The sequence below is a fragment of the Paraburkholderia panacisoli genome (assembly GCF_008369935.1).
GTDB lineage: Bacteria > Pseudomonadota > Gammaproteobacteria > Burkholderiales > Burkholderiaceae > Paraburkholderia > Paraburkholderia panacisoli.
In genome coordinates, this window is sequence record NZ_VTUZ01000002.1 from 35,401 (window position 1) to 52,174 (window position 16,774).

General features: G+C 61.2%; 19 protein-coding genes and 1 pseudogene. 8 read left to right on the forward strand and 12 right to left on the reverse strand.

Translation table 11 applies throughout. The features are described from left to right. Positions 1 to 9 precede the first annotated feature (9 nt). The 7 genes from FVF58_RS02730 to FVF58_RS02760 all read right to left on the reverse strand — a co-directional run bounded on the left by FVF58_RS02730 (position 10) and on the right by FVF58_RS02760 (position 5,142). Positions 10 to 1,023 (reverse strand): hypothetical protein, encoded by a 1,014-nt coding sequence (locus FVF58_RS02730; protein ID WP_149668397.1) that lies wholly within the window; start codon positions 1,021 to 1,023, stop codon positions 10 to 12. 7 nt (positions 1,024 to 1,030) lie between these two features. Then, on the reverse strand, positions 1,031 to 1,261 hold the full coding sequence (locus tag FVF58_RS02735; RefSeq protein WP_149668398.1) for a hypothetical protein: 231 nt from the start codon (positions 1,259 to 1,261) through the stop codon (positions 1,031 to 1,033). After that, positions 1,258 to 1,752 carry a DUF6088 family protein gene (locus tag FVF58_RS02740; protein WP_246216909.1) on the reverse strand — a complete coding sequence of 165 codons (495 nt, stop codon included), beginning with the start codon at positions 1,750 to 1,752 and terminating at the stop codon, positions 1,258 to 1,260. The genes FVF58_RS02735 and FVF58_RS02740 overlap by 4 nt, the downstream gene beginning before the upstream one ends. Before the next feature lie 8 nt (positions 1,753 to 1,760). Beyond that, positions 1,761 to 2,042 (reverse strand): hypothetical protein, encoded by a 282-nt coding sequence (locus tag FVF58_RS02745; RefSeq protein ID WP_149668399.1) that lies wholly within the window; start codon positions 2,040 to 2,042, stop codon positions 1,761 to 1,763. A 24-nt stretch (positions 2,043 to 2,066) separates the two neighbouring features. After that, complete coding sequence (locus FVF58_RS02750) at positions 2,067 to 2,453, reverse strand: hypothetical protein (RefSeq protein WP_149668400.1); 387 nt, start codon at positions 2,451 to 2,453, stop codon at positions 2,067 to 2,069. Positions 2,454 to 2,796: 343 nt separating this feature from the next. Then, positions 2,797 to 3,399, reverse strand: a complete 603-nt coding sequence (locus FVF58_RS02755) for an HAD domain-containing protein (RefSeq protein WP_246216910.1) — start codon at positions 3,397 to 3,399, stop codon at positions 2,797 to 2,799. A gap of 9 nt (positions 3,400 to 3,408) precedes the next feature. Further along, complete coding sequence (locus tag FVF58_RS02760; protein WP_149668401.1) at positions 3,409 to 5,142, reverse strand: metallophosphoesterase family protein; 1,734 nt, start codon at positions 5,140 to 5,142, stop codon at positions 3,409 to 3,411. A gap of 215 nt (positions 5,143 to 5,357) precedes the next feature. On the opposite strand from FVF58_RS02760, the gene FVF58_RS52250 reads away from it, so the two are divergent. Continuing rightward, a complete protein-coding gene (locus tag FVF58_RS52250) occupies positions 5,358 to 5,807 on the forward strand; it encodes a helix-turn-helix domain-containing protein (RefSeq protein ID WP_223191116.1) in 450 nt (149 codons plus the stop codon). Positions 5,808 to 5,844: 37 nt separating this feature from the next. Here the strand turns inward: FVF58_RS52250 and FVF58_RS02775 are convergent, their stop codons facing one another. Continuing rightward, positions 5,845 to 6,057, reverse strand: a complete 213-nt coding sequence (locus FVF58_RS02775) for a hypothetical protein (protein WP_149668402.1) — start codon at positions 6,055 to 6,057, stop codon at positions 5,845 to 5,847. Positions 6,058 to 6,295: 238 nt separating this feature from the next. Here FVF58_RS02775 and FVF58_RS02780 point away from each other — a divergent pair. From FVF58_RS02780 to FVF58_RS02805, 6 genes and pseudogenes are all read left to right on the forward strand, one after another. After that, positions 6,296 to 6,670, forward strand: a pseudogene (locus FVF58_RS02780) (glutamate synthase-related protein); the annotation flags it as partial. 200 nt (positions 6,671 to 6,870) lie between these two features. Further along, positions 6,871 to 7,878, forward strand: coding sequence for a glycine--tRNA ligase subunit alpha (glyQ, locus tag FVF58_RS02785; RefSeq protein ID WP_115781864.1), 1,008 nt, complete (start codon positions 6,871 to 6,873; stop codon positions 7,876 to 7,878). 15 nt (positions 7,879 to 7,893) lie between these two features. Continuing rightward, positions 7,894 to 9,993 carry a glycine--tRNA ligase subunit beta gene (gene glyS, locus FVF58_RS02790; RefSeq protein ID WP_149668403.1) on the forward strand — a complete coding sequence of 700 codons (2,100 nt, stop codon included), beginning with the start codon at positions 7,894 to 7,896 and terminating at the stop codon, positions 9,991 to 9,993. 10 nt (positions 9,994 to 10,003) lie between these two features. Continuing rightward, a complete protein-coding gene (gene gmhB, locus FVF58_RS02795) occupies positions 10,004 to 10,558 on the forward strand; it encodes a D-glycero-beta-D-manno-heptose 1,7-bisphosphate 7-phosphatase (RefSeq protein ID WP_149668404.1) in 555 nt (184 codons plus the stop codon). 38 nt (positions 10,559 to 10,596) lie between these two features. Further along, on the forward strand, positions 10,597 to 11,355 hold the full coding sequence (locus tag FVF58_RS02800) for a lysophospholipid acyltransferase family protein (protein ID WP_149668405.1): 759 nt from the start codon (positions 10,597 to 10,599) through the stop codon (positions 11,353 to 11,355). 42 nt (positions 11,356 to 11,397) lie between these two features. Next, on the forward strand, positions 11,398 to 12,288 hold the full coding sequence (locus FVF58_RS02805) for a M48 family metallopeptidase (RefSeq protein WP_149668406.1): 891 nt from the start codon (positions 11,398 to 11,400) through the stop codon (positions 12,286 to 12,288). 100 nt (positions 12,289 to 12,388) lie between these two features. Here FVF58_RS02805 and FVF58_RS02810 read toward each other — a convergent pair whose 3' ends face one another. The 3 genes from FVF58_RS02810 to FVF58_RS02820 form a co-directional block, all read right to left on the reverse strand. After that, positions 12,389 to 12,787 carry a hypothetical protein gene (locus tag FVF58_RS02810; protein ID WP_149668407.1) on the reverse strand — a complete coding sequence of 133 codons (399 nt, stop codon included), beginning with the start codon at positions 12,785 to 12,787 and terminating at the stop codon, positions 12,389 to 12,391. Between the two features lie 26 nt (positions 12,788 to 12,813). Beyond that, complete coding sequence (gene gloA / locus FVF58_RS02815; protein ID WP_149668408.1) at positions 12,814 to 13,200, reverse strand: lactoylglutathione lyase; 387 nt, start codon at positions 13,198 to 13,200, stop codon at positions 12,814 to 12,816. 87 nt (positions 13,201 to 13,287) lie between these two features. Beyond that, the gene (locus tag FVF58_RS02820) at positions 13,288 to 14,409 is read right to left on the reverse strand and encodes a porin (protein WP_149668409.1); all 1,122 of its coding nucleotides are present in this window, start codon (positions 14,407 to 14,409) and stop codon (positions 13,288 to 13,290) included. A 353-nt stretch (positions 14,410 to 14,762) separates the two neighbouring features. Between FVF58_RS02820 and FVF58_RS02825 the strand changes: the two genes are divergently transcribed. Further along, positions 14,763 to 15,698, forward strand: a complete 936-nt coding sequence (locus FVF58_RS02825) for a DMT family transporter (protein WP_149668410.1) — start codon at positions 14,763 to 14,765, stop codon at positions 15,696 to 15,698. Positions 15,699 to 15,791: 93 nt separating this feature from the next. On the opposite strand, the gene rsmA is transcribed toward FVF58_RS02825, so the two are convergent. After that, entirely contained in the window at positions 15,792 to 16,622 is an 831-nt protein-coding gene (gene rsmA / locus FVF58_RS02830) for a 16S rRNA (adenine(1518)-N(6)/adenine(1519)-N(6))-dimethyltransferase RsmA (protein WP_149668411.1), read from the reverse strand. Positions 16,623 to 16,774: the final 152 nt, after the last annotated feature.

Sequence of the window (16,774 nt, forward strand, 5' to 3'; positions counted from 1 at the left end):
CACCCCCCCCTAGCGGCCTGCGCTCAGCGCAAGGAGGTGAGCGATGACTTGCTTCGCGACGTCGACAAACGTTTTGTGCTTGCCAGCCGCTATTGTTTGCGAGTTGAGCGTAGAGCCTGGCGCAGCTACGATTCGGATTCGAACGAGCTCGCCCACGACAAGGATTTGGACGCAAGCTTCGGGTATTGGCGTGGAATCCCCAACCGCTTGTTGCTCAACGAAAAGCGTAAATATCCGAGCCTCCGGATACGGGCCCAATGGCCACTCGTATCCGTGCGAGTGAAGCGCTTCTGAGGCGCGCTCCCACAATGGTCTCCGCGGGTCAATTTCCGCCATCGCTGTGTACAGCCGTTCAACATCGCTCGGCTCGCGTTGGTGCTCACCCTTATACATCTTAACGATGGTGCGTGACCATTCTGCTGCCCAGGCCGCGGCTATCCGTCTGACTGATTTGAAATCAACGTCGTCGTCGAGCATCTCAACGGGACGGCGCCCGCCCAAGCTACCTCGCGGCGACGACAGGAAACCAAGTCGGCTCATCGGTTCAGCAGGAAAGATGATTCGACAAATTGTCTGCAACCGCTTGCGATTCAGCGACGGGTCGGCCAACAACGCGGGGAAGTATTCAGTCTCATCGACGTCGACGCCAAAGACACTCCCTTCTTCTATTAGCCGCGCCAGGCGCTTCTCTCTTACACCGATGCGTTTTTTGAATTCAGTCGGTGTCAGCAACTCCTCGCTTGCAATCATGTCACGACGTGCACGAAGCGCTTGCTGCCATAAATGCTCTCGCAATATGTCGCCGCCTACGTCTTCACCCGCCTCGAGGTACGATTCGCGAACAATCTGCTCGATGCGAGCAATCACCTCGTCCGGTAACTTCTGGAACTTGCTGCGGTCCACTGTGGAAAGTCGGAATTTATTAGCGGCGATTTTGCGCACAAGCGATGATGCGACGAACTGAGGAACGTCGAATTCGCTGTCGATACGTCGCATCGCGATGTCCCAGCCGCTTTCGGTCATACGTGCCTCACGAGGCTGAAGTCAAGATAACTACGCGCTCGGACCATTGCTCGTCGGTCGCTTGGTTCCACCCTAAAGTAAGGCCTCCCACGGCGGGATGGTGCACGTGCAAAAGACTTCCGTCGGCGGACCGGTGACGCTCGCCCGTCCACATGTCGCTCACAAGAACCACGTCGCAGATTTCCTCCGCGTCGCTGTCTGCTTCCTGCAAGCGACGCAGAATGTCTCGTACTTTCATGGGTGCAGCTCCTTACTCCGATGCGCGCCGCTTCGTTCGTAGGTGATAAACCTGCTCCCCAGAGAAATTCGGCGCGTAATACGGCGACGCCCCGTATCTACCACCGAAAGCACTGGCACCTGTGTGGTCTTGCCGGCGTTGTAATCGCGGGCCAGCTTGCCATGAGCGACGTCAATTTCTAACTTGCGAAAAACTTCCGCTGCTATTTCCTCGAACGTAGCGGCCGGCGCAAGCTCCCGCGTAAATTTATTGAGCCGCGTTCTGACGTAAATTCCCACGCCGACTCGCACCAGCCTTTTGGTCTTGACCAGATTGGATAGGACCCGGCTGAGTTGCGCCGGACTACCGAGGGCGGCAAGCTCCGAACGAAGAATCACAACGCCTTTCCTGCGGGCAATGGAGCGAGTCACCCGGTCTTTGAGTTTCATGTCGAACTTTTTGAGCCCATATCGTTGACCGCCGGCGCACGCGCGGTTGACAACGGCATTCATACTCGCACCTAGAGCAGCGTTACTTCGTCTGCTGCGAGCAGCACAACTAGGACTCTTTCGTACGTGACGTGCTCGCAGTTAGTACGAAGCTCGCGATGTGGCTCGCCCATGTACAGCATTTCGTATGGACGGCCTTTATCAACACCTTGCTCTCGAGTCCAACCGACACTGCTCGACGAGATAAATCTGACCTCCTCGGCGTACTGTTCCCTATCGCCAGGCGGCACAAGCATAACCGCGGCACTTGGGTCGGCGTTGCGCAAAAACTCCATCAATTCGGCTATCGTCATGATGCGAGGTTTCCTCCTTAAACTTCAGCTAGCTGATGCTGGCCCGCGACGAGCGAAGAACGAAATTGTCGCTGTGTTAATTTGCTCCGCAAGACGACAAGCGTCATCAATCGATACCGATGGCACAAAAGGCGATGTGCTGTTGGCCCACTCAGTCAGCTGTTCTACGACCTCGCGTTCCGACGACGACGCGTGTAATGCCGTCAAGCCAGCGTCGACCACATCAACACTCGGATGCGTCAGTCCGTCCAAGCTCATTCCATTGGACTCGGCCAGTTCGCATAAGCAGAAATAGATGGACTCGAAGGTGCATCTGAATCGCGAATGTGCTGACAAGCCAGAGTCGTGCGCGTCCCGCAGATACGCCGCACTGTTGGCAAGCCGTGGACGGTTGTCGTTCTGCTTGCTCATCTCGTTCTCTTTCGCCGTCGTGGCCGCGCTAGCTCGGCAGGTACGCCCGAAAGCCGCAAATCGCGTGGCGCCGATGCCGCTGCCAGGATGAACGCCAATGCATTGCGCTGCTTCGCTGCCTTCCCGGTAGGTGCGTGCAGCAACGTGTCCAGGAAGCATTTGCAGAACAGCTTTTTGATGCGTCGCTTGAAGTTGTTGGTAGCTTGCTGGCAGAACTCACGTCGATACTGCTTGCAGTGTCTTAGGAAACGGCGCCGAAAATCCCTTGAGACATCCGCGAGCGCAAATTCAAGCGTTCGGTCGGTCTCTGTGCCCACCCTAAGAGACTCCTTGCGGGTCCGCCTCATGTCCGACCACCATCGGCGGATGCTGCGGACGTTCGAGACTCGGACAGCAATCCAGCAGTACCGAACAAAGCGGCCAGGCGTTCGGCGAACAATTTTTGGACGTCTTTGTCGCCAAGGCCCACGCCCGGCTGGCAATGCACCAAATGTCCCTCGACGCCTTCGAAGCCCTCACGCATATCATCAAGTGCCATCCACTTTTTGATTCCATGTCTCCGCACATGTCGGCGAACCTGTTGACCACGAGGTATCTCCCGCCACGCTCCTAAGAAATCCTCTCCGCGACTGAAGGTCGAGCCAACCACTCGTGCTCGAAGTGAAGCAAATGGCAAGCTGTTGAGCGCCGCTTCGAAGCCGATTGCTTCCACCCAACTTGTGGACAAAACGATTTGCAATGCAGGATATGGCGCCAGCATCGTTTCGAGCACACCAGCGAACTCAAAAAAGCCGACGGTAGGGTCACTGGGAACAATGCCAGCTGCAGTCACGTATGCATCGCAAGAGTGAAGGCAGTTATCGAAATCGACATACAACACGTCCGTATCGCTATCCAGTTTTCGCGGAGCACCAGTAATGCCATTAGGTAATTCATGGTCCATCATCCGGTTCTCCTATGAGGGCAACGCAACCGCCGAAATGTTGTCCGTGATTTCCTTGAGCATTTTCAGGTCGAGCAGAACTGTGCGGGGCTCGTTGATAGCAGCAGCGTCCGCCACACGGATAGCGGGCTGTAGCTTGCCGCGGGTTGGGTGCGCGACGACGAGGCGATGAAGAATCGCGAGCCGCTCATCTTTATCGCCTGCTGTCACCACTTCCACGAAAGCCGCGTAGGCAGAGATGCGTAACGCGGCAATGGGCGGACGAACGACCTTTGCATCTATTCCGTAGGAAGCGAGGGTTGTTAGTACGTCGTGTGCCATATCGCACCATAACGCCAGCTGAATGGCAGCCCGAGAAGGCAGCGACTCAATGTCGTCAACTTGTGCTGACAACCTATCTGCCTTCGCGTAGTAGTCGTACTGCTTGGGCTCGCTCATCTCGGTCGGATACCCACGCGGCGCATCCACTGAATTGAAGAGGAAGTTGACACCGGCCCAACGGTCGTCGCTTGCAACCAGCTCTTTTTCGATGGCTCCGGATATCTGTGCCAATCGCGCAAAACCTTCCATTTCCTCGTAAATGACACGCCGAATGCATGCGCGGTGAATGGAACTTTTGCTCATGGTGAGTGGCACGGCGTTGCGAATAGCAGCTTCGTGTCCCTTCATCTGCTCGACTACTGGCAGCAATACTTTTGACAACGGTGCCGTCAACCCGGCCTCGATGTCCAAAGGCAACGGATGAAGGATTGCGTTTGGCTGCTCCAGCGGCTCTGTAGCATCGTCTCGGGTGTCCTTTCGTCTTCTTCGCCTCGCCAAACTACGAGACAGGATGTCATCAAAGGACAGGTCATCGTCGACGCGAATGCACCGGTCTGAACGTGAAACCATCCGGACCCCGTCCACGACGATGTCGCTGTGAGCAGGAACCCGGCCATGCATCCAGACATCGATGCTCGCGCGGTGACGACGAAGCAGCCATCGCAGGTCGTTCGTCTGTGCGAATAGTCGCGCGTTCGCTCTCCGGTCTTTACGCCCCGGCCATCCGAGTGGGTCGACATCTTCAGACCGGTAATGCGCTACTGCCTGCAATGGTGCACGCACTGGCGAGTTGTCCGAGATAACTACCGTTGGTCCATCGAAGGGGACATCCAGTTGTGCGTTCAGCCAGCTCACAGCTTTCCTGTTCTCAACGAACGAGATTGCAGGATGGAAAGCTGTCGCCTCATGCCGGGCACGAGACGTAGGGGACGGAAGGCCCGCTTGTCGGCAAAGCTCTTCGGCATGCTGGCAATTGAACGGGTCATCCCACCACGACGATGCGTCGATATTGAAATCAGGACAGCCGGCAAGACATTCAGCAACTAGCGAAGGTCTCCAATCGTCAAAGGAACACCACAGAGTCGTGCCTAGAAATCTCACGCCTTGCAAGACAACCGCGTCCTTTTCCAACACGTGCACAGAGGTCCGTGACGCGAGAGATTGGGCCAGTATGGCAGCTTGTGTTGCATCCCGTCCCGCCAGCTCACTTGAGCCCAAGACATAGATTGTGGGCAGGCCTGTTGCCGCTAGGGCCGGGATTGCTGCTTCAAGACTCCCAAGACCTCCCGCAACAACTAGGACGTCGCAGTTTTTTACGGCAGCAAGCGATTCACGGCGTTCCTCTACGGTTGCGCCCGCCAGCAACTGGATGCGTGGGAACGGGTCGTCGCGGTACAGGCGCCAAAGCCCTGACGAGGTGGCCATCCTTCTCTTCCTTAAATTTGAGGGGTGTTGAACCCACTAAAACTGGCTTAGGGCGCTCACCGCCCGAGCTCAAATGCATAGGCGAAATCTACCCAGGTGTATGGAGTTTGTCTATATAAAGTTAGTCTATATAAAGTTATGCTATACGGAGTTGACCGTAGACTAACTTCATACAGCATGGGACCATCGGCGCCTTAAAATCTCTCTGGCTATCGATGACGTCTCTGGCCGAACGTTTCGCCCAAAATCTCAAGTGGTGTCGCGAGGAGCTCGGATGGTCGCAGAGCGAGCTGGCGAGCCGGGCAGAGGTGGACTCGACGCTGATAAGCCGTATTGAACGGAATCTGGTTAGCGTTTCTCTCGACCGCGCTGCCCGATTTGCTCAAGTTTTAGGGGTGGAATTGTCGGCGCTGCTTGATACCCCAAAGGGTACGAAGGTCCCGTTTGGCATTCACAGCCTGGGCACCATTTCGAGCGCGCAAGTTATGGCAAATGTAAAGGCAATGCGGGAGGCCACCGGCCTCAGCCAGAGCGTCGTAGCCAAACGGGCGACTCTTCAACGGGGCCACATCTCAGTCCTCGAGAAAGGCGAGACGAAACTGTATTTGAAGACACTAGAGAAGCTTGCAGCGGCTCTTAAAGTCACGCCCGGGCAGCTTCTCTAGTCGCTGGGACCAGAAAGACTCAATGATGGGATTGGCATCAGGGCAGTGCTACGCCTGTGGTTTGGACCCAAGTGTTGACGACGTCGACGCGCCAGCGAAGAAGCTCCCTGTCGCGTAGTTCGGCGCGCGGTGGAAGCAGCCAGGGGCGGTTTTTTGCTCGCAAGATAATGGCGCGCGGCGAAAGCTTCAAAAGCTCCGCGAGTTCGTAGGGGTCGAGATAGGTTGCTGTTTGGCTGTCGGCATTCGTCATGCGCTTTATAGCGCGAGGAATTTAGACACTGGCCCCTAATGACCGCGGCGGCAGCCGTTCGATGTTGCCGGTCGGCGGCGAAAACCAATCCGTCTGGTACGGCGAACGGGTCATCGCGCGGCGTTGAGGTGGAGGGGTTTTGATGGCAAGACTGTGACCTCAAAAGGTTGCTCAACTATTACAGAGCCTCGCGCTCACTCACATCCAGCCAAATAGTTGCTTTTTGGGGGGCATAATCATGGGCTGCATCCAGGCGCAGACCTGCCACACCGGACGCTGCCCGACCGGCGTCGCGACCCAGGACCCGGTGCGTCAGCGCGCGCTGGTCGTGCCGGACAAGGCCGACCGCGTGTTCAATTTCCACCACAACACGCTGCACGCGCTGAAGGAAATCATTCAGGCCGCCGGACTCAGACATCCGGCGGAACTGCGCGCGCATCACATCGTGCGGCGCGTGTCGTCGCATGAGGTGCGCCTGATGTCCGAGCTGCTGAAGTATCTCGAACCGAACGATCTGCTCAACGGCAACTATCGCTACTCGCTGTTCGAGAAGTATTGGCCGCTTGCGCAAAGCGATTCGTTTTCGGCGAAGGCGGAGCTGGCGGCGACGTAATCGCCAACTGCCCCCGCAACGACACAGGGCCGCCTATCGCGGCCCTGTGTCGTTCAAAAACCGCGCTCACTCGCGTCCGACCCCGCAAAACGGACACCCCCCTGCCTTTCCGTTAAAATCTCAGGTTTAGCACTTCGCTCCACGGCCACCTCGCGCGCTTCGGCGCTGCGCGGCACGGCCTCATGCCCGAAAGGCACTTCATGCTCACGTTTCAGCAAATCATCCTGACACTGCAGTCCTATTGGGACAAGCAGGGTTGCGCGTTGCTCCAGCCGATCGACATGGAAGTCGGCGCGGGCACGTCCCACGTCCACACGTTCCTGCGCGCGATCGGCCCCGAGCCGTGGCGCGCCGCCTACGTACAACCGTCGCGCCGTCCGAAAGACGGCCGCTACGGCGAGAACCCGAATCGTCTGCAGCACTACTACCAGTATCAGGTGGTGCTGAAGCCCGCGCCGGAAAACATTCTCGACCTCTACCTCGGTTCGCTCGAAGCCCTCGGCTTCGATCTGAAGCAGAACGACGTGCGCTTCGTCGAAGACGACTGGGAAAACCCCACGCTCGGCGCCTGGGGTCTGGGCTGGGAAGTGTGGCTGAACGGCATGGAAGTGACCCAGTTCACCTACTTCCAGCAAGTCGGCGGGCTGGACTGCAAGCCGGTGCTCGGCGAAATCACGTACGGGCTCGAGCGTCTCGCGATGTATTTGCAGAAGGTCGAAAACGTCTACGATCTGGTGTGGACAGAGTGGGAAGAGCAAGGCCCGAACGGCCCGGAACTGCGCCGCCTCACGTATGGCGACGTGTATCACCAGAATGAAGTCGAACAGTCCACGTATAACTTCGAACAGGCCAATGTCGATCTGCTGTTCACGTTCTTCAACAGCTACGAAGCGGAAGCGAAGCGCATGATCGAAGCGCAGATCGCGCTGCCCGCCTATGAGCTGGTGCTCAAGGCCGGCCACACCTTCAACCTGCTCGACGCGCGCGGCGCGATTTCGGTCACGGAGCGTGCGGCGTACATCGGCCGGATTCGCGCGCTGTCGCGTCTGGTCGCGCAGGCTTACTACGATTCGCGTGAAAAGCTCGGCTTCCCGATGCTCGGCAATCCGGTGCACGGTGTGCCCGGCCTCACCACCGACGAGCAAGATGCCGCAATGCCCGCGTGGGCGCCGCCGCTGAAAGTCGAGCGCAAGATCGACCAGGACTGACGAGAACATCAATCAATGACTCATCCCCATCAAGCTACCCTGCTCGTCGAGCTGCTCACCGAAGAACTGCCGCCGAAGGCGCTCGCACGTCTCGGTGACGCGTTCGCCGAAGGCATTGCGCAGCGCCTCGCAGCGCGCGACCTGATCGACGGCGAACTGTCGTTCGAACGTTATGCCACGCCCCGCCGCCTCGCGGTCACCATCAAGAACGTGCGTGCGGTCGCGCCGGAAAAACACGTGCGCGAAAAAGTGCTGCCGGTTTCTGTCGCGCTGGACAAAGACGGCCAGCCCACCGCACCGCTCGCGAAGAAACTCGCCGCGCTTGGCTTCCCCGATTTTTCGGTGAACGACCTGGAGCGCGCACAGGACGGCAAGGCCGAATCGTTCTTCCTGCGCTATGCAGCACCCGGCGCCACGCTGGCCGAAGGCCTGCAAAGCGCGCTCGACGAAACGCTCGCCAAACTGCCGATCCCGAAGGTCATGACCTATCAGCGCCCGGACGGTACCAATGTGCAGTTCGTGCGTCCGGTACATCGACTGACCGCGCTGCACAACGACGAAATCGTGCCGGTCACCGCGTTCGGCATCGACGCCGACGACACCACGCTCGGCCACCGCTTCCTCTCCGAAGGCTTCGTGCAGATCCAGCATGCGGATGCGTACTCGGAGACGCTGCTGCACAAGGGCCACGTGGTGGCGAACTTCGCCGACCGCAAGGAAACCATCCGCACGCATCTGCTTGCGCACGCCAACGGCGACCAGGTGGTGATGCCGGAAGCGCTGCTGGACGAAGTGACGTCGCTGGTCGAATGGCCAGTGGTCTACGCGTGCAGTTTCGAGGACGAGTTCCTGCAAGTGCCGCAGGAATGCCTGATCCTCACGATGCAGACCAACCAGAAGTACTTCGCGCTGACCGATGCGAACGGCAAGCTGCGCTCGCGCTTCCTGATCGTGTCGAACATCGAAACGACCACGCCGGGCGATATCGTCGAAGGCAACGAGCGCGTGGTGCGCCCGCGCCTGGCCGATGCGAAGTTCTTCTTCGAACAGGACAAGAAGAAGCCGCTCGCGGATCGCGTGCCGCTGCTCGCCAACGTCGTCTATCACAACAAGCTTGGTTCGGCGCTGCAACGCGTCGAGCGTGTTGAAGCGCTGGCCGGCGCGATCGCCGGGCTGATCGGCGCCGATGCTGCGCTCGCAAAGCGCGGCGCGCGCCTGGCCAAAGCCGACCTGATCACCGACATGGTCGGCGAATTCCCCGAGCTGCAAGGCACGATGGGCACGTACTACGCGCGCCACGACGGCGAGCCGGAAGAAGTCGCGCTCGCGTGCACGGAACACTATCAGCCGCGCTTTTCGGGCGACGCGTTGCCCACCACCGCGACCGGCACCGTCGTCGCGCTGGCCGACAAGCTCGAAACGCTGGTCGGCATCTGGGGCATCGGCTTGCAACCCACCGGCGAAAAAGACCCGTTCGCGCTGCGCCGCCATGCGCTCGGCGTGCTGCGGATTCTGGTCGAGAAGCAGTTGCCGGTCGACCTCATTGAACTGCTGCACACCGCTCACGCGCAATTCGGCGCCGTGCCGAACGTTGCCGATTCGACGCAAGCCATCTACGAATTCTTCGTGGATCGCCTGCGCGGCCTGCTGCGCGAACGCGGCTACGCAGCTGGCGAAATCGACGCGGTGCTGGCGCTGAACCCCACGCGTCTCGACGACATCGTCGCGCGCCTCGATGCGGTGCGCGAGTTCGCGACGCTGGCCGAGGCGGAATCGCTCGCCGCGGCCAACAAGCGCATCTCGAACATCCTGAAGAAGTCGGAAGGCGCGGCGACCGGCGGCGTGCAGCCCGCTCTGCTCGTCGAGACGGCGGAAAAAGCCCTGCATGCGCAGCTCGAACAGGTCGCGCCGCGCGTGCAGACGCAACTGGCCGCGCGCGACTACACGGGCGCGCTGACCGCGCTCGCCGCACTGCGCGAGCCGGTCGACACGTTCTTCAACGACGTGATGGTCAACGCCGAAGATCCGGCGCTGCGCGCCAACCGTCTGGCCTTGCTCGGCGCGCTGCATCAGCAGATGAACTGCGTCGCCGACATTTCCCGACTCGCCGCCTGAGCCCCGCGCCATGCCGAACAGAAAAGTGGTGATCCTCGACCGCGACGGCGTGATCAACGTCGACTCCGACGCGTTCATCAAGTCGCCGAGCGAATGGGTCGCACTGCCTGGCTCGCTCGAAGCGATCGCGCGTCTGAACCAGGCCGGTTATCGTGTGGCGATCGCGACCAACCAGTCGGGTATCGGCCGCGGTCTGTTCGACATGAACGCGCTCAATGCGATGCATCTGAAGATGCATCGAATGGCGGCGGCGGTCGGCGGACGTATCGAAGCCGTGTTCTTCTGCCCGCACACGGCGGAAGATCACTGCGAATGCCGCAAGCCGAAGCCCGGCATGCTGAAGATGATCACCGAGCGTTTCGAGGTCGATCCGGCGCATACGCCGGTCGTGGGCGATGCAATGCGCGATCTGCAGGCCGGCGCTGCGCTCGGCCACCCGCTTCATCTGGTGCTGACCGGCAAGGGCCGCAAGACGCTCGCGGCCGGCGGCTTGCCCGAAGGCACGATCGTGCACGACGACCTGCGCGCGTTCGCACTCGACTTTCTCGCCGACGCTCAAGAGTGACGCGCCCTGCGCGTCCCCAACCCTCACAGACCACGCCGATGCGCTTCATCCGTTCTTTGCTGCTGCTGATCTACTTCGTCCTGTTCACGGTGCCGTATGCGATCGCGTGCTTCATTGCGTTCCCGTTCTTGCGCGCCGACAACCGCTACTGGATGGCGGCCGGCTGGTGCCGCGCAACGCTCGAGACGGTGCGCTGGCTCAACGGCATCCGCTACCGCATCGAAGGCTACGAGAACCTGCCCGACGGTCCGGCGGTGCTGCTCTCCAAGCATCAATCCGCGTGGGAAACGCTGGCGTTTCCGGCGCTGATGCCGCGGCCGCTGTGCTACGTCTTCAAGCGCGAGCTGCTTTATGTACCGTTCTTCGGCTGGGCGCTCGGCATGCTGAAGATGGTTCACATCAATCGCAAGGAAGGCAAGTACGCGTTCGAATCCGTCATCAGACAAGGCAAGGCGCGCATGGCGGAAGGCGCATGGGTCATCATGTTTCCGGAAGGCACCCGTACGCCCACCGGCAAGCAAGGCAAGTACAAGACCGGCGGCGCGCGCTTCGCGATCGCCTGCGGCGCACCGGTCGTGCCGATCGCGCACAATGCAGGGCGCGTGTGGCCTCGCAACTCGTTTCTGAAATATGCGGGTATAGTCACAGTGTCGATCGGCAAGCCGATCGAGACGACGGGGCTCACGCCCGACGAAGTCAACACGCGCGTCGAACAGTGGATCGAAGCTGAAATGCGTCGCATCGATCCCACCGCGTACCGCGCGGCGGATGACAACTCCGCCGCCGCACCAATCTGACGCGCCCACGCCCTCGCGGGCGTATTGCGCGAAGCGAATCCGATGCAGAAGTCTCCTACGTCGCAGCCCGCTGCGGCGCTCGATAACCGGCAGCTCGATCTCCCGCTCTTCGCCGAGCCGGGGTCGACGTCGTCGTCCCCGTCCCCTTCCGCGCCATCGGCCGGCTCGCCTGTCGCGCAACAGCCGGCCGTGCCGCTTGCGCCGGATGGCAGCAAGCTGCGCAGCCTGGCCATCGGCTCGCGCACGCTGCATTACGCGCTCAAGCGTTCGGCGCGCCGCTCGATCGGCTTTGCGATCGACAGCACCGGTCTGACGATCACCGCGCCGCGCTGGGTCACGCTCGCCGATATCGAAACCGCGATCACCGAAAAGCAGCGCTGGATCTTCACGAAGCTGATCGAATGGCAAACGCGAGTCGAACAGCGCGCGTTGCCGAAGGTCGACTGGAAAGACGGCGCCGAGGTGCCGTATCTCGGCCAGCCGGTGCGTGTGACGCTCGGTTCGCCGCAAGGCACGTTGGCGTTCAGCGCAGCCGACGCGGCGCTACAGGTGCCGTTGCCGTTGCAGGCCGATCCGCAGCAGATCAAGGACCGCGTGCAAGGCTGGCTGCAAGGCGAAGCGAAGCGTCTGTTCGGCGAGCGCCTCGCGATTTACGCTGACAAGCTCGGCGTCGACTATCGCGCGTATGCGCTCTCGTCAGCGGCCACGCGCTGGGGAAGTTGTTCGAGTGACGGCAAGATTCGCCTGAACTGGCGGCTGATTCATTTTCCGCTGTCCATCATCGACTACGTCGTTGCACACGAACTCGCGCATCTGCGTGAAATGAATCACAGCCCACGCTTCTGGCAAACGGTCGAATCGATTTTTCCGGAATTCCGCGAAGCGCGGCAGACGCTGAAGTCGCATCCGCCGGAATTGCTGCCGACGCTTTGAGGTCCTCGCGTCTTTTCTGAAACCGGCGCTTCATCTTGATGAAGCGCCGGTCCGCATGGCGACCGGCCAACACCGGTCACGCCTCGCGACGACTCGCGGCTTACTCCGTGCAGAAGGTTTCGTGCAGATGACGCCACGTCACCTTGCCGTGCGCGTCGAGATCCAGCACCGCTGTCGAGCGCCGCACGTTCGCGTTGCCCGCAGCGTCGCGCTGAAACTCGCGATACTTCACCACCGCGCCCGACGGATACTCCGCGACGATCTCCATGTCGCGGATCGTGATTTGCGAGCCGGGACGCGCGCCGCGCAGCTGCGCGAAAATGTCGCACGCGCCCGCATGATCCAGAGCAGCACCGGACGGCATCACCATCGTGAATTGCGGCGCGAAGCGCGCCACGATCCGTTGCAGCGCGCCGTCGTCCGCGGAGCCGTCGAACAATGCCTGGATTTCAGCGTGGATCTCACCGAGTTCTTTGAAGTAGGGATTATTGTTGTTCATTGCTTGAGCGTGCCCCGCCGTCTACCTCATTTTTTCTTCTGGATGAATTCGATCTTGTAGCCGTCCGGGTCAGTGACGAAAGCGATCACGGTGGTGCCGTGTTTCATCGGGCCGGCTTCGCGCACGACCGTGCCGCCCTGTGCCTTGATCTTGTCGCAAGCGGCATACGCGTCTTCGACTTCGACCGCGAGGTGTCCGAAGCCGGTGCCGAGATCGTACGAAGGCGTGTCCCAGTTGTGCGTCAATTCGATGACAGTGCCGTCGCGTTCGTCCGTATAGCCGACGAAGGCGAGCGTGAATTTACCGTCCGGATAATCGTCGCGGCGCAGCACTTTCATGCCGAGCAGCTCGGTGTAGAAGGCAATCGAACGATCCAGATCCCCAACCCGGAGCATGGTGTGAAGCAGGCGCATTGTGCACTCCTTGGTGCGTGATAACGAGACCGTCAATGTACCCGGAATCAAGCGTCGCTGCAGGGGACGGGTCACACGCGCCGGCGCTCAGAACTGATGCCGCAGCCCCGCCATGAGCCCGAGTTGCGTGCCTTTCTGCGCGAGTCCGATGCCGTTGACGCCTTGCAGTTGCGCGCCGATCAGACCGCCCCGGTACTGCGCGTAATCGCCTTCAAGATAGACGTCGGTGCGCCTCGACAGGTTATAGTCAGCGACCAGTTGATACTGCCATGCCGAGCCATCCTGTTTGGCGGTCTTGCCGTCCTGCAACGTACGCCACACGTTCACCGCGAAGTGCCACGCGTTGCCCACCTGCTGCGTGATGCCGCCCATGATCATGCGACGCCGCGCGAAGTCCGTGTACTTGAGCGCGGCCAGTACGGGCGCGGTGAAGGGTCCGTTGGCGAAGTTCGAAAAGCCGGCGTCGTTCTGATTGACGATGTAGCCCGCCGAGAAGCGTGTCAGGTTCCACGTGTACGAACCGCCGAAGGTCCACGCCTTCGCTGCCGCGCCGTTGACCGAATCTTTCGACTCTTCGTACGCGCCGCCGATACTGAACGGACCGCTCGCCGGTTTGTAGGCCGCAGCCGCGCCGATCTGGCTGCCGTACGAATTGCCCGCGTTGCCGCCGAACGCGTATCCAGCCGAGAAGAGGAAGCCGTTGTATCTCGCCTGATATTGCACCTGGTTGCTGGTCCAGATGCCGCCCGTCATCGTCACTTCCGGCTGGAAGCTGAAATCGTAGGGAATCCAGTAGTTGCTGCCATAGCCGCCGGCCGTGATGCCTTCGATCATCACGTTGTACTGCCGCCCCAGGATCACCTGGCCAAACGCGTTCGAACGCACACCGACCTGCGCCTCGTTGAAGAACGGCAACGTGGGATCGCTCTGCCCGCTGTTGACATAGAAACGATTTTCGAGCTTGAAGAAGGTGGACCAGCCGCCGCCGAGGTCCTCGACCCCTTTCACGCCCCAGCGGCTTTGCGTCAAGCCGCCTGGTCCAAGCCCGATCGACGAGTCGCCAGCCTTGTTCACGTTGGTCAGATAGCGGACGCTTTCGTCGACCACGCCGTACAGCGTCACGCTCGACTGCGCGTGCGCCATCGGGCATCCCAGCGACGCGATCGCCGCGGGCATCAATGCCGCCGCCCACCTGCTTACGTGCTTCATGTCGTCTCCTCGTACCGGCTCCGCATTGCGCGGATCGGGTCGTCGGCGTGGGCGTCGGCGCGCTGCACTGCAGGTGACGCAGTCCGTACGAAAGTCCTGATGAAACGCTGGTGTTCGAACCTTAGCGCGAAATGGCGGCGCTCATACATTAGTCTGACGAAGGTGTTGCTAACGGAGCAAAGGACTTGCAGCCTGTAAGAAGCACGCGTAGAAGGTAGGGGCTTCGGTTTGCGGGCGGGCTAGGTTTGCTATCGTATGATCTATCGTCGCGGCCGCTCGCCCTTAGGCTGGCATCCGCTGCTGAGCGCCGCCCCCGTCACCGCTACCTCCACATCTCGCCGCCATCGACACCCATGAGCACCACCGCCCTGCCCGCACGCCGCGCCCCGGATAGCTTCGCAATCCTCTTGATGATCGGCCTGTGCGCGATCTGGGGACTACAGCAAGTCGCGATCAAAAGCACCAACTCGGCGCTGCCGCCGGTCTTCCAGGCCGGCTTGCGTTCGGCGATCGCGGCGGTGCTCGTGTGGGGTTGGGCGCGTACCCGCGGCACGCCGCTCTTTCGCGACGACGGCACGCTAGGCGCAGGCCTGCTCGCGGGCGTGCTGTTCGCCGCGGAGTTCGTCTGCATCTTTCTCGGCCTGACGCTGACCAGCGCGTCGCGCATGGCGGTGTTTCTGTACACGGCGCCGTGCTTCACCGCGCTCGGGCTGCACTGGTTTGTCCACGGTGAACGGATGCGGCGGATTCAGTGGCTCGGCATCTTCGTCGCGTTTGCGGGGATGGCGCTGGCATTCGCGGACGGCTTCCTGCACGGGCCCGCTGCGCGCGGCTCGGCGCTCGCGGGTGTGGCCGGCGACGCGCTCGGCGTGCTGGCCGGCATCACATGGGCCGCGACGACCGTGGTGGTGCGCGCGACGCGCCTCGCGCAATCGAGCGCGAGCAAGACGCTGTTCTATCAGTTGGCGGTGTCGGCGGTGGTGTTGCTCGCACTGGCGCTCGGGCTCGGCCAGGCGCGCGTGGAGACCGTCACGCCGCTCGCCCTGGTAAGTCTCGCGTATCAGGCGGTGATCGTCGCGTTCGTCAGCTATCTGGTGTGGTTCTGGTTGCTGACGCGCTATATCGCGTCGCGCCTGTCGGTGTTCTCGTTTCTCACGCCGATGTTCGGCGTGACCTTCGGTGTGCTGCTACTCGGCGACTCGTTCAGCCTGCGCTTCTTGTTGGCCGCGCTGCTGGTGTTGACCGGCATCGCGCTGGTCAATGCACCGGCGAAGCGGCTTGCGGCTTAGGGATTGGCGCCGCGCGCGCACGACTCGACGCGCGGGGCGAATGGCGCTCGGCATACGAGCGCGATCCGTGTGGTGTGGCCCGGCGCGCGTGTCTTACCGTTTGCCCGCCACGATCTGCGCCACGCGCACGTATTCGGCAACCGGCACGTCTTCGGCACGGCGTTGCAGATCGAAACCGAGCGCGTCGAAATCCACCGAATCGCGAAACGCAGCCAGCGTATTGCGCAACATCTTGCGGCGCTGCGAGAACGCCGCCGTCACCACTTCGCCCAGCACCCGCTCGTCGACGGGCGGCAGCTCATGCAGCTCGTACGGGATCATCCGCACGATCGCCGAATCGACCTTCGGCGGCGGCTGGAACGCTTCGGGCGGCACGTCGAGCTGCTTGTCGATCACATAGCGGTATTGCAGCATCACTGACAGGCGGCTGAACGCCTTGGTGCCCGGCTCCGCCACCATCCGCTCGACCACTTCATTCTGCAGCATGAAATGCTGATCGATCACGAGATGCGCGAACGAGGTCAGATGAAACAGCAGCGGGCTCGAAATGTTGTACGGCAGATTGCCGACGATACGCAGCGACGCCTTGTCGCCAGGCGCGGCCAGCGAGCCGAAGTCGAACGCGAGCGCATCGCCCACGTGCAGTTCGAGCAGATCGCCGAACTTCGTCTTCAGGCGGCCGATCAGATCGCGATCCAGTTCGACCGCGTGCAGCGGCGCTTCCGGCGTAGCCAGGCGCTCGATCAGCGGTTCGGTGAGCGCGCCGAGCCCCGGCCCGATTTCGACCATGCGCTCGCCGCGCTGCGGCCGGATCACGTCGACGATCGAATCGATCACGCCCAGGTCGACCAGAAAGTTCTGACCGAAACGCTTGCGCGCGAGATGACCTTGGTGCCGGCCCTGTTGCTGTCTGCTGGTGGACATCGAAGAAACGCTAAGAAAGAGAACTGCTTAAGAAAAGGAATACGCGCAATGCACGTGCGAACCACTCGCAGGCCGCGCATGCTTCGCACTGCTGCTCGCCTGCTCGCGCCCGCTCGCGCCGAACACCCGGCCGCGGAACGCGCGCAGCGGCG

Excerpts from the sequence above, each read along its gene's own strand:
- FVF58_RS02730 (WP_149668397.1), bottom strand. The coding sequence starts at position 1,023 with ATGACCGAAAGCGGCTGGGACATCGCGATGCGACGTATCGACAGCGAA.
- FVF58_RS02735 (WP_149668398.1), bottom strand. The coding sequence starts at position 1,261 with ATGAAAGTACGAGACATTCTGCGTCGCTTGCAGGAAGCAGACAGCGAC.
- FVF58_RS02740 (WP_246216909.1), bottom strand. The coding sequence starts at position 1,752 with ATGAATGCCGTTGTCAACCGCGCGTGCGCCGGCGGTCAACGATATGGG.
- FVF58_RS02745 (WP_149668399.1), bottom strand. The coding sequence starts at position 2,042 with ATGACGATAGCCGAATTGATGGAGTTTTTGCGCAACGCCGACCCAAGT.
- FVF58_RS02750 (WP_149668400.1), bottom strand. The coding sequence starts at position 2,453 with ATGAGCAAGCAGAACGACAACCGTCCACGGCTTGCCAACAGTGCGGCG.
- FVF58_RS02755 (WP_246216910.1), bottom strand. The coding sequence starts at position 3,399 with ATGATGGACCATGAATTACCTAATGGCATTACTGGTGCTCCGCGAAAA.
- FVF58_RS02760 (WP_149668401.1), bottom strand. The coding sequence starts at position 5,142 with ATGGCCACCTCGTCAGGGCTTTGGCGCCTGTACCGCGACGACCCGTTC.
- FVF58_RS52250 (WP_223191116.1), top strand. The coding sequence starts at position 5,358 with ATGACGTCTCTGGCCGAACGTTTCGCCCAAAATCTCAAGTGGTGTCGC.
- FVF58_RS02775 (WP_149668402.1), bottom strand. The coding sequence starts at position 6,057 with ATGACGAATGCCGACAGCCAAACAGCAACCTATCTCGACCCCTACGAA.
- glyQ (WP_115781864.1), top strand. The coding sequence starts at position 6,871 with ATGCTCACGTTTCAGCAAATCATCCTGACACTGCAGTCCTATTGGGAC.
- glyS (WP_149668403.1), top strand. The coding sequence starts at position 7,894 with ATGACTCATCCCCATCAAGCTACCCTGCTCGTCGAGCTGCTCACCGAA.
- gmhB (WP_149668404.1), top strand. The coding sequence starts at position 10,004 with ATGCCGAACAGAAAAGTGGTGATCCTCGACCGCGACGGCGTGATCAAC.
- FVF58_RS02800 (WP_149668405.1), top strand. The coding sequence starts at position 10,597 with ATGCGCTTCATCCGTTCTTTGCTGCTGCTGATCTACTTCGTCCTGTTC.
- FVF58_RS02805 (WP_149668406.1), top strand. The coding sequence starts at position 11,398 with ATGCAGAAGTCTCCTACGTCGCAGCCCGCTGCGGCGCTCGATAACCGG.
- FVF58_RS02810 (WP_149668407.1), bottom strand. The coding sequence starts at position 12,787 with ATGAACAACAATAATCCCTACTTCAAAGAACTCGGTGAGATCCACGCT.
- gloA (WP_149668408.1), bottom strand. The coding sequence starts at position 13,200 with ATGCGCCTGCTTCACACCATGCTCCGGGTTGGGGATCTGGATCGTTCG.
- FVF58_RS02820 (WP_149668409.1), bottom strand. The coding sequence starts at position 14,409 with ATGAAGCACGTAAGCAGGTGGGCGGCGGCATTGATGCCCGCGGCGATC.
- FVF58_RS02825 (WP_149668410.1), top strand. The coding sequence starts at position 14,763 with ATGAGCACCACCGCCCTGCCCGCACGCCGCGCCCCGGATAGCTTCGCA.
- rsmA (WP_149668411.1), bottom strand. The coding sequence starts at position 16,622 with ATGTCCACCAGCAGACAGCAACAGGGCCGGCACCAAGGTCATCTCGCG.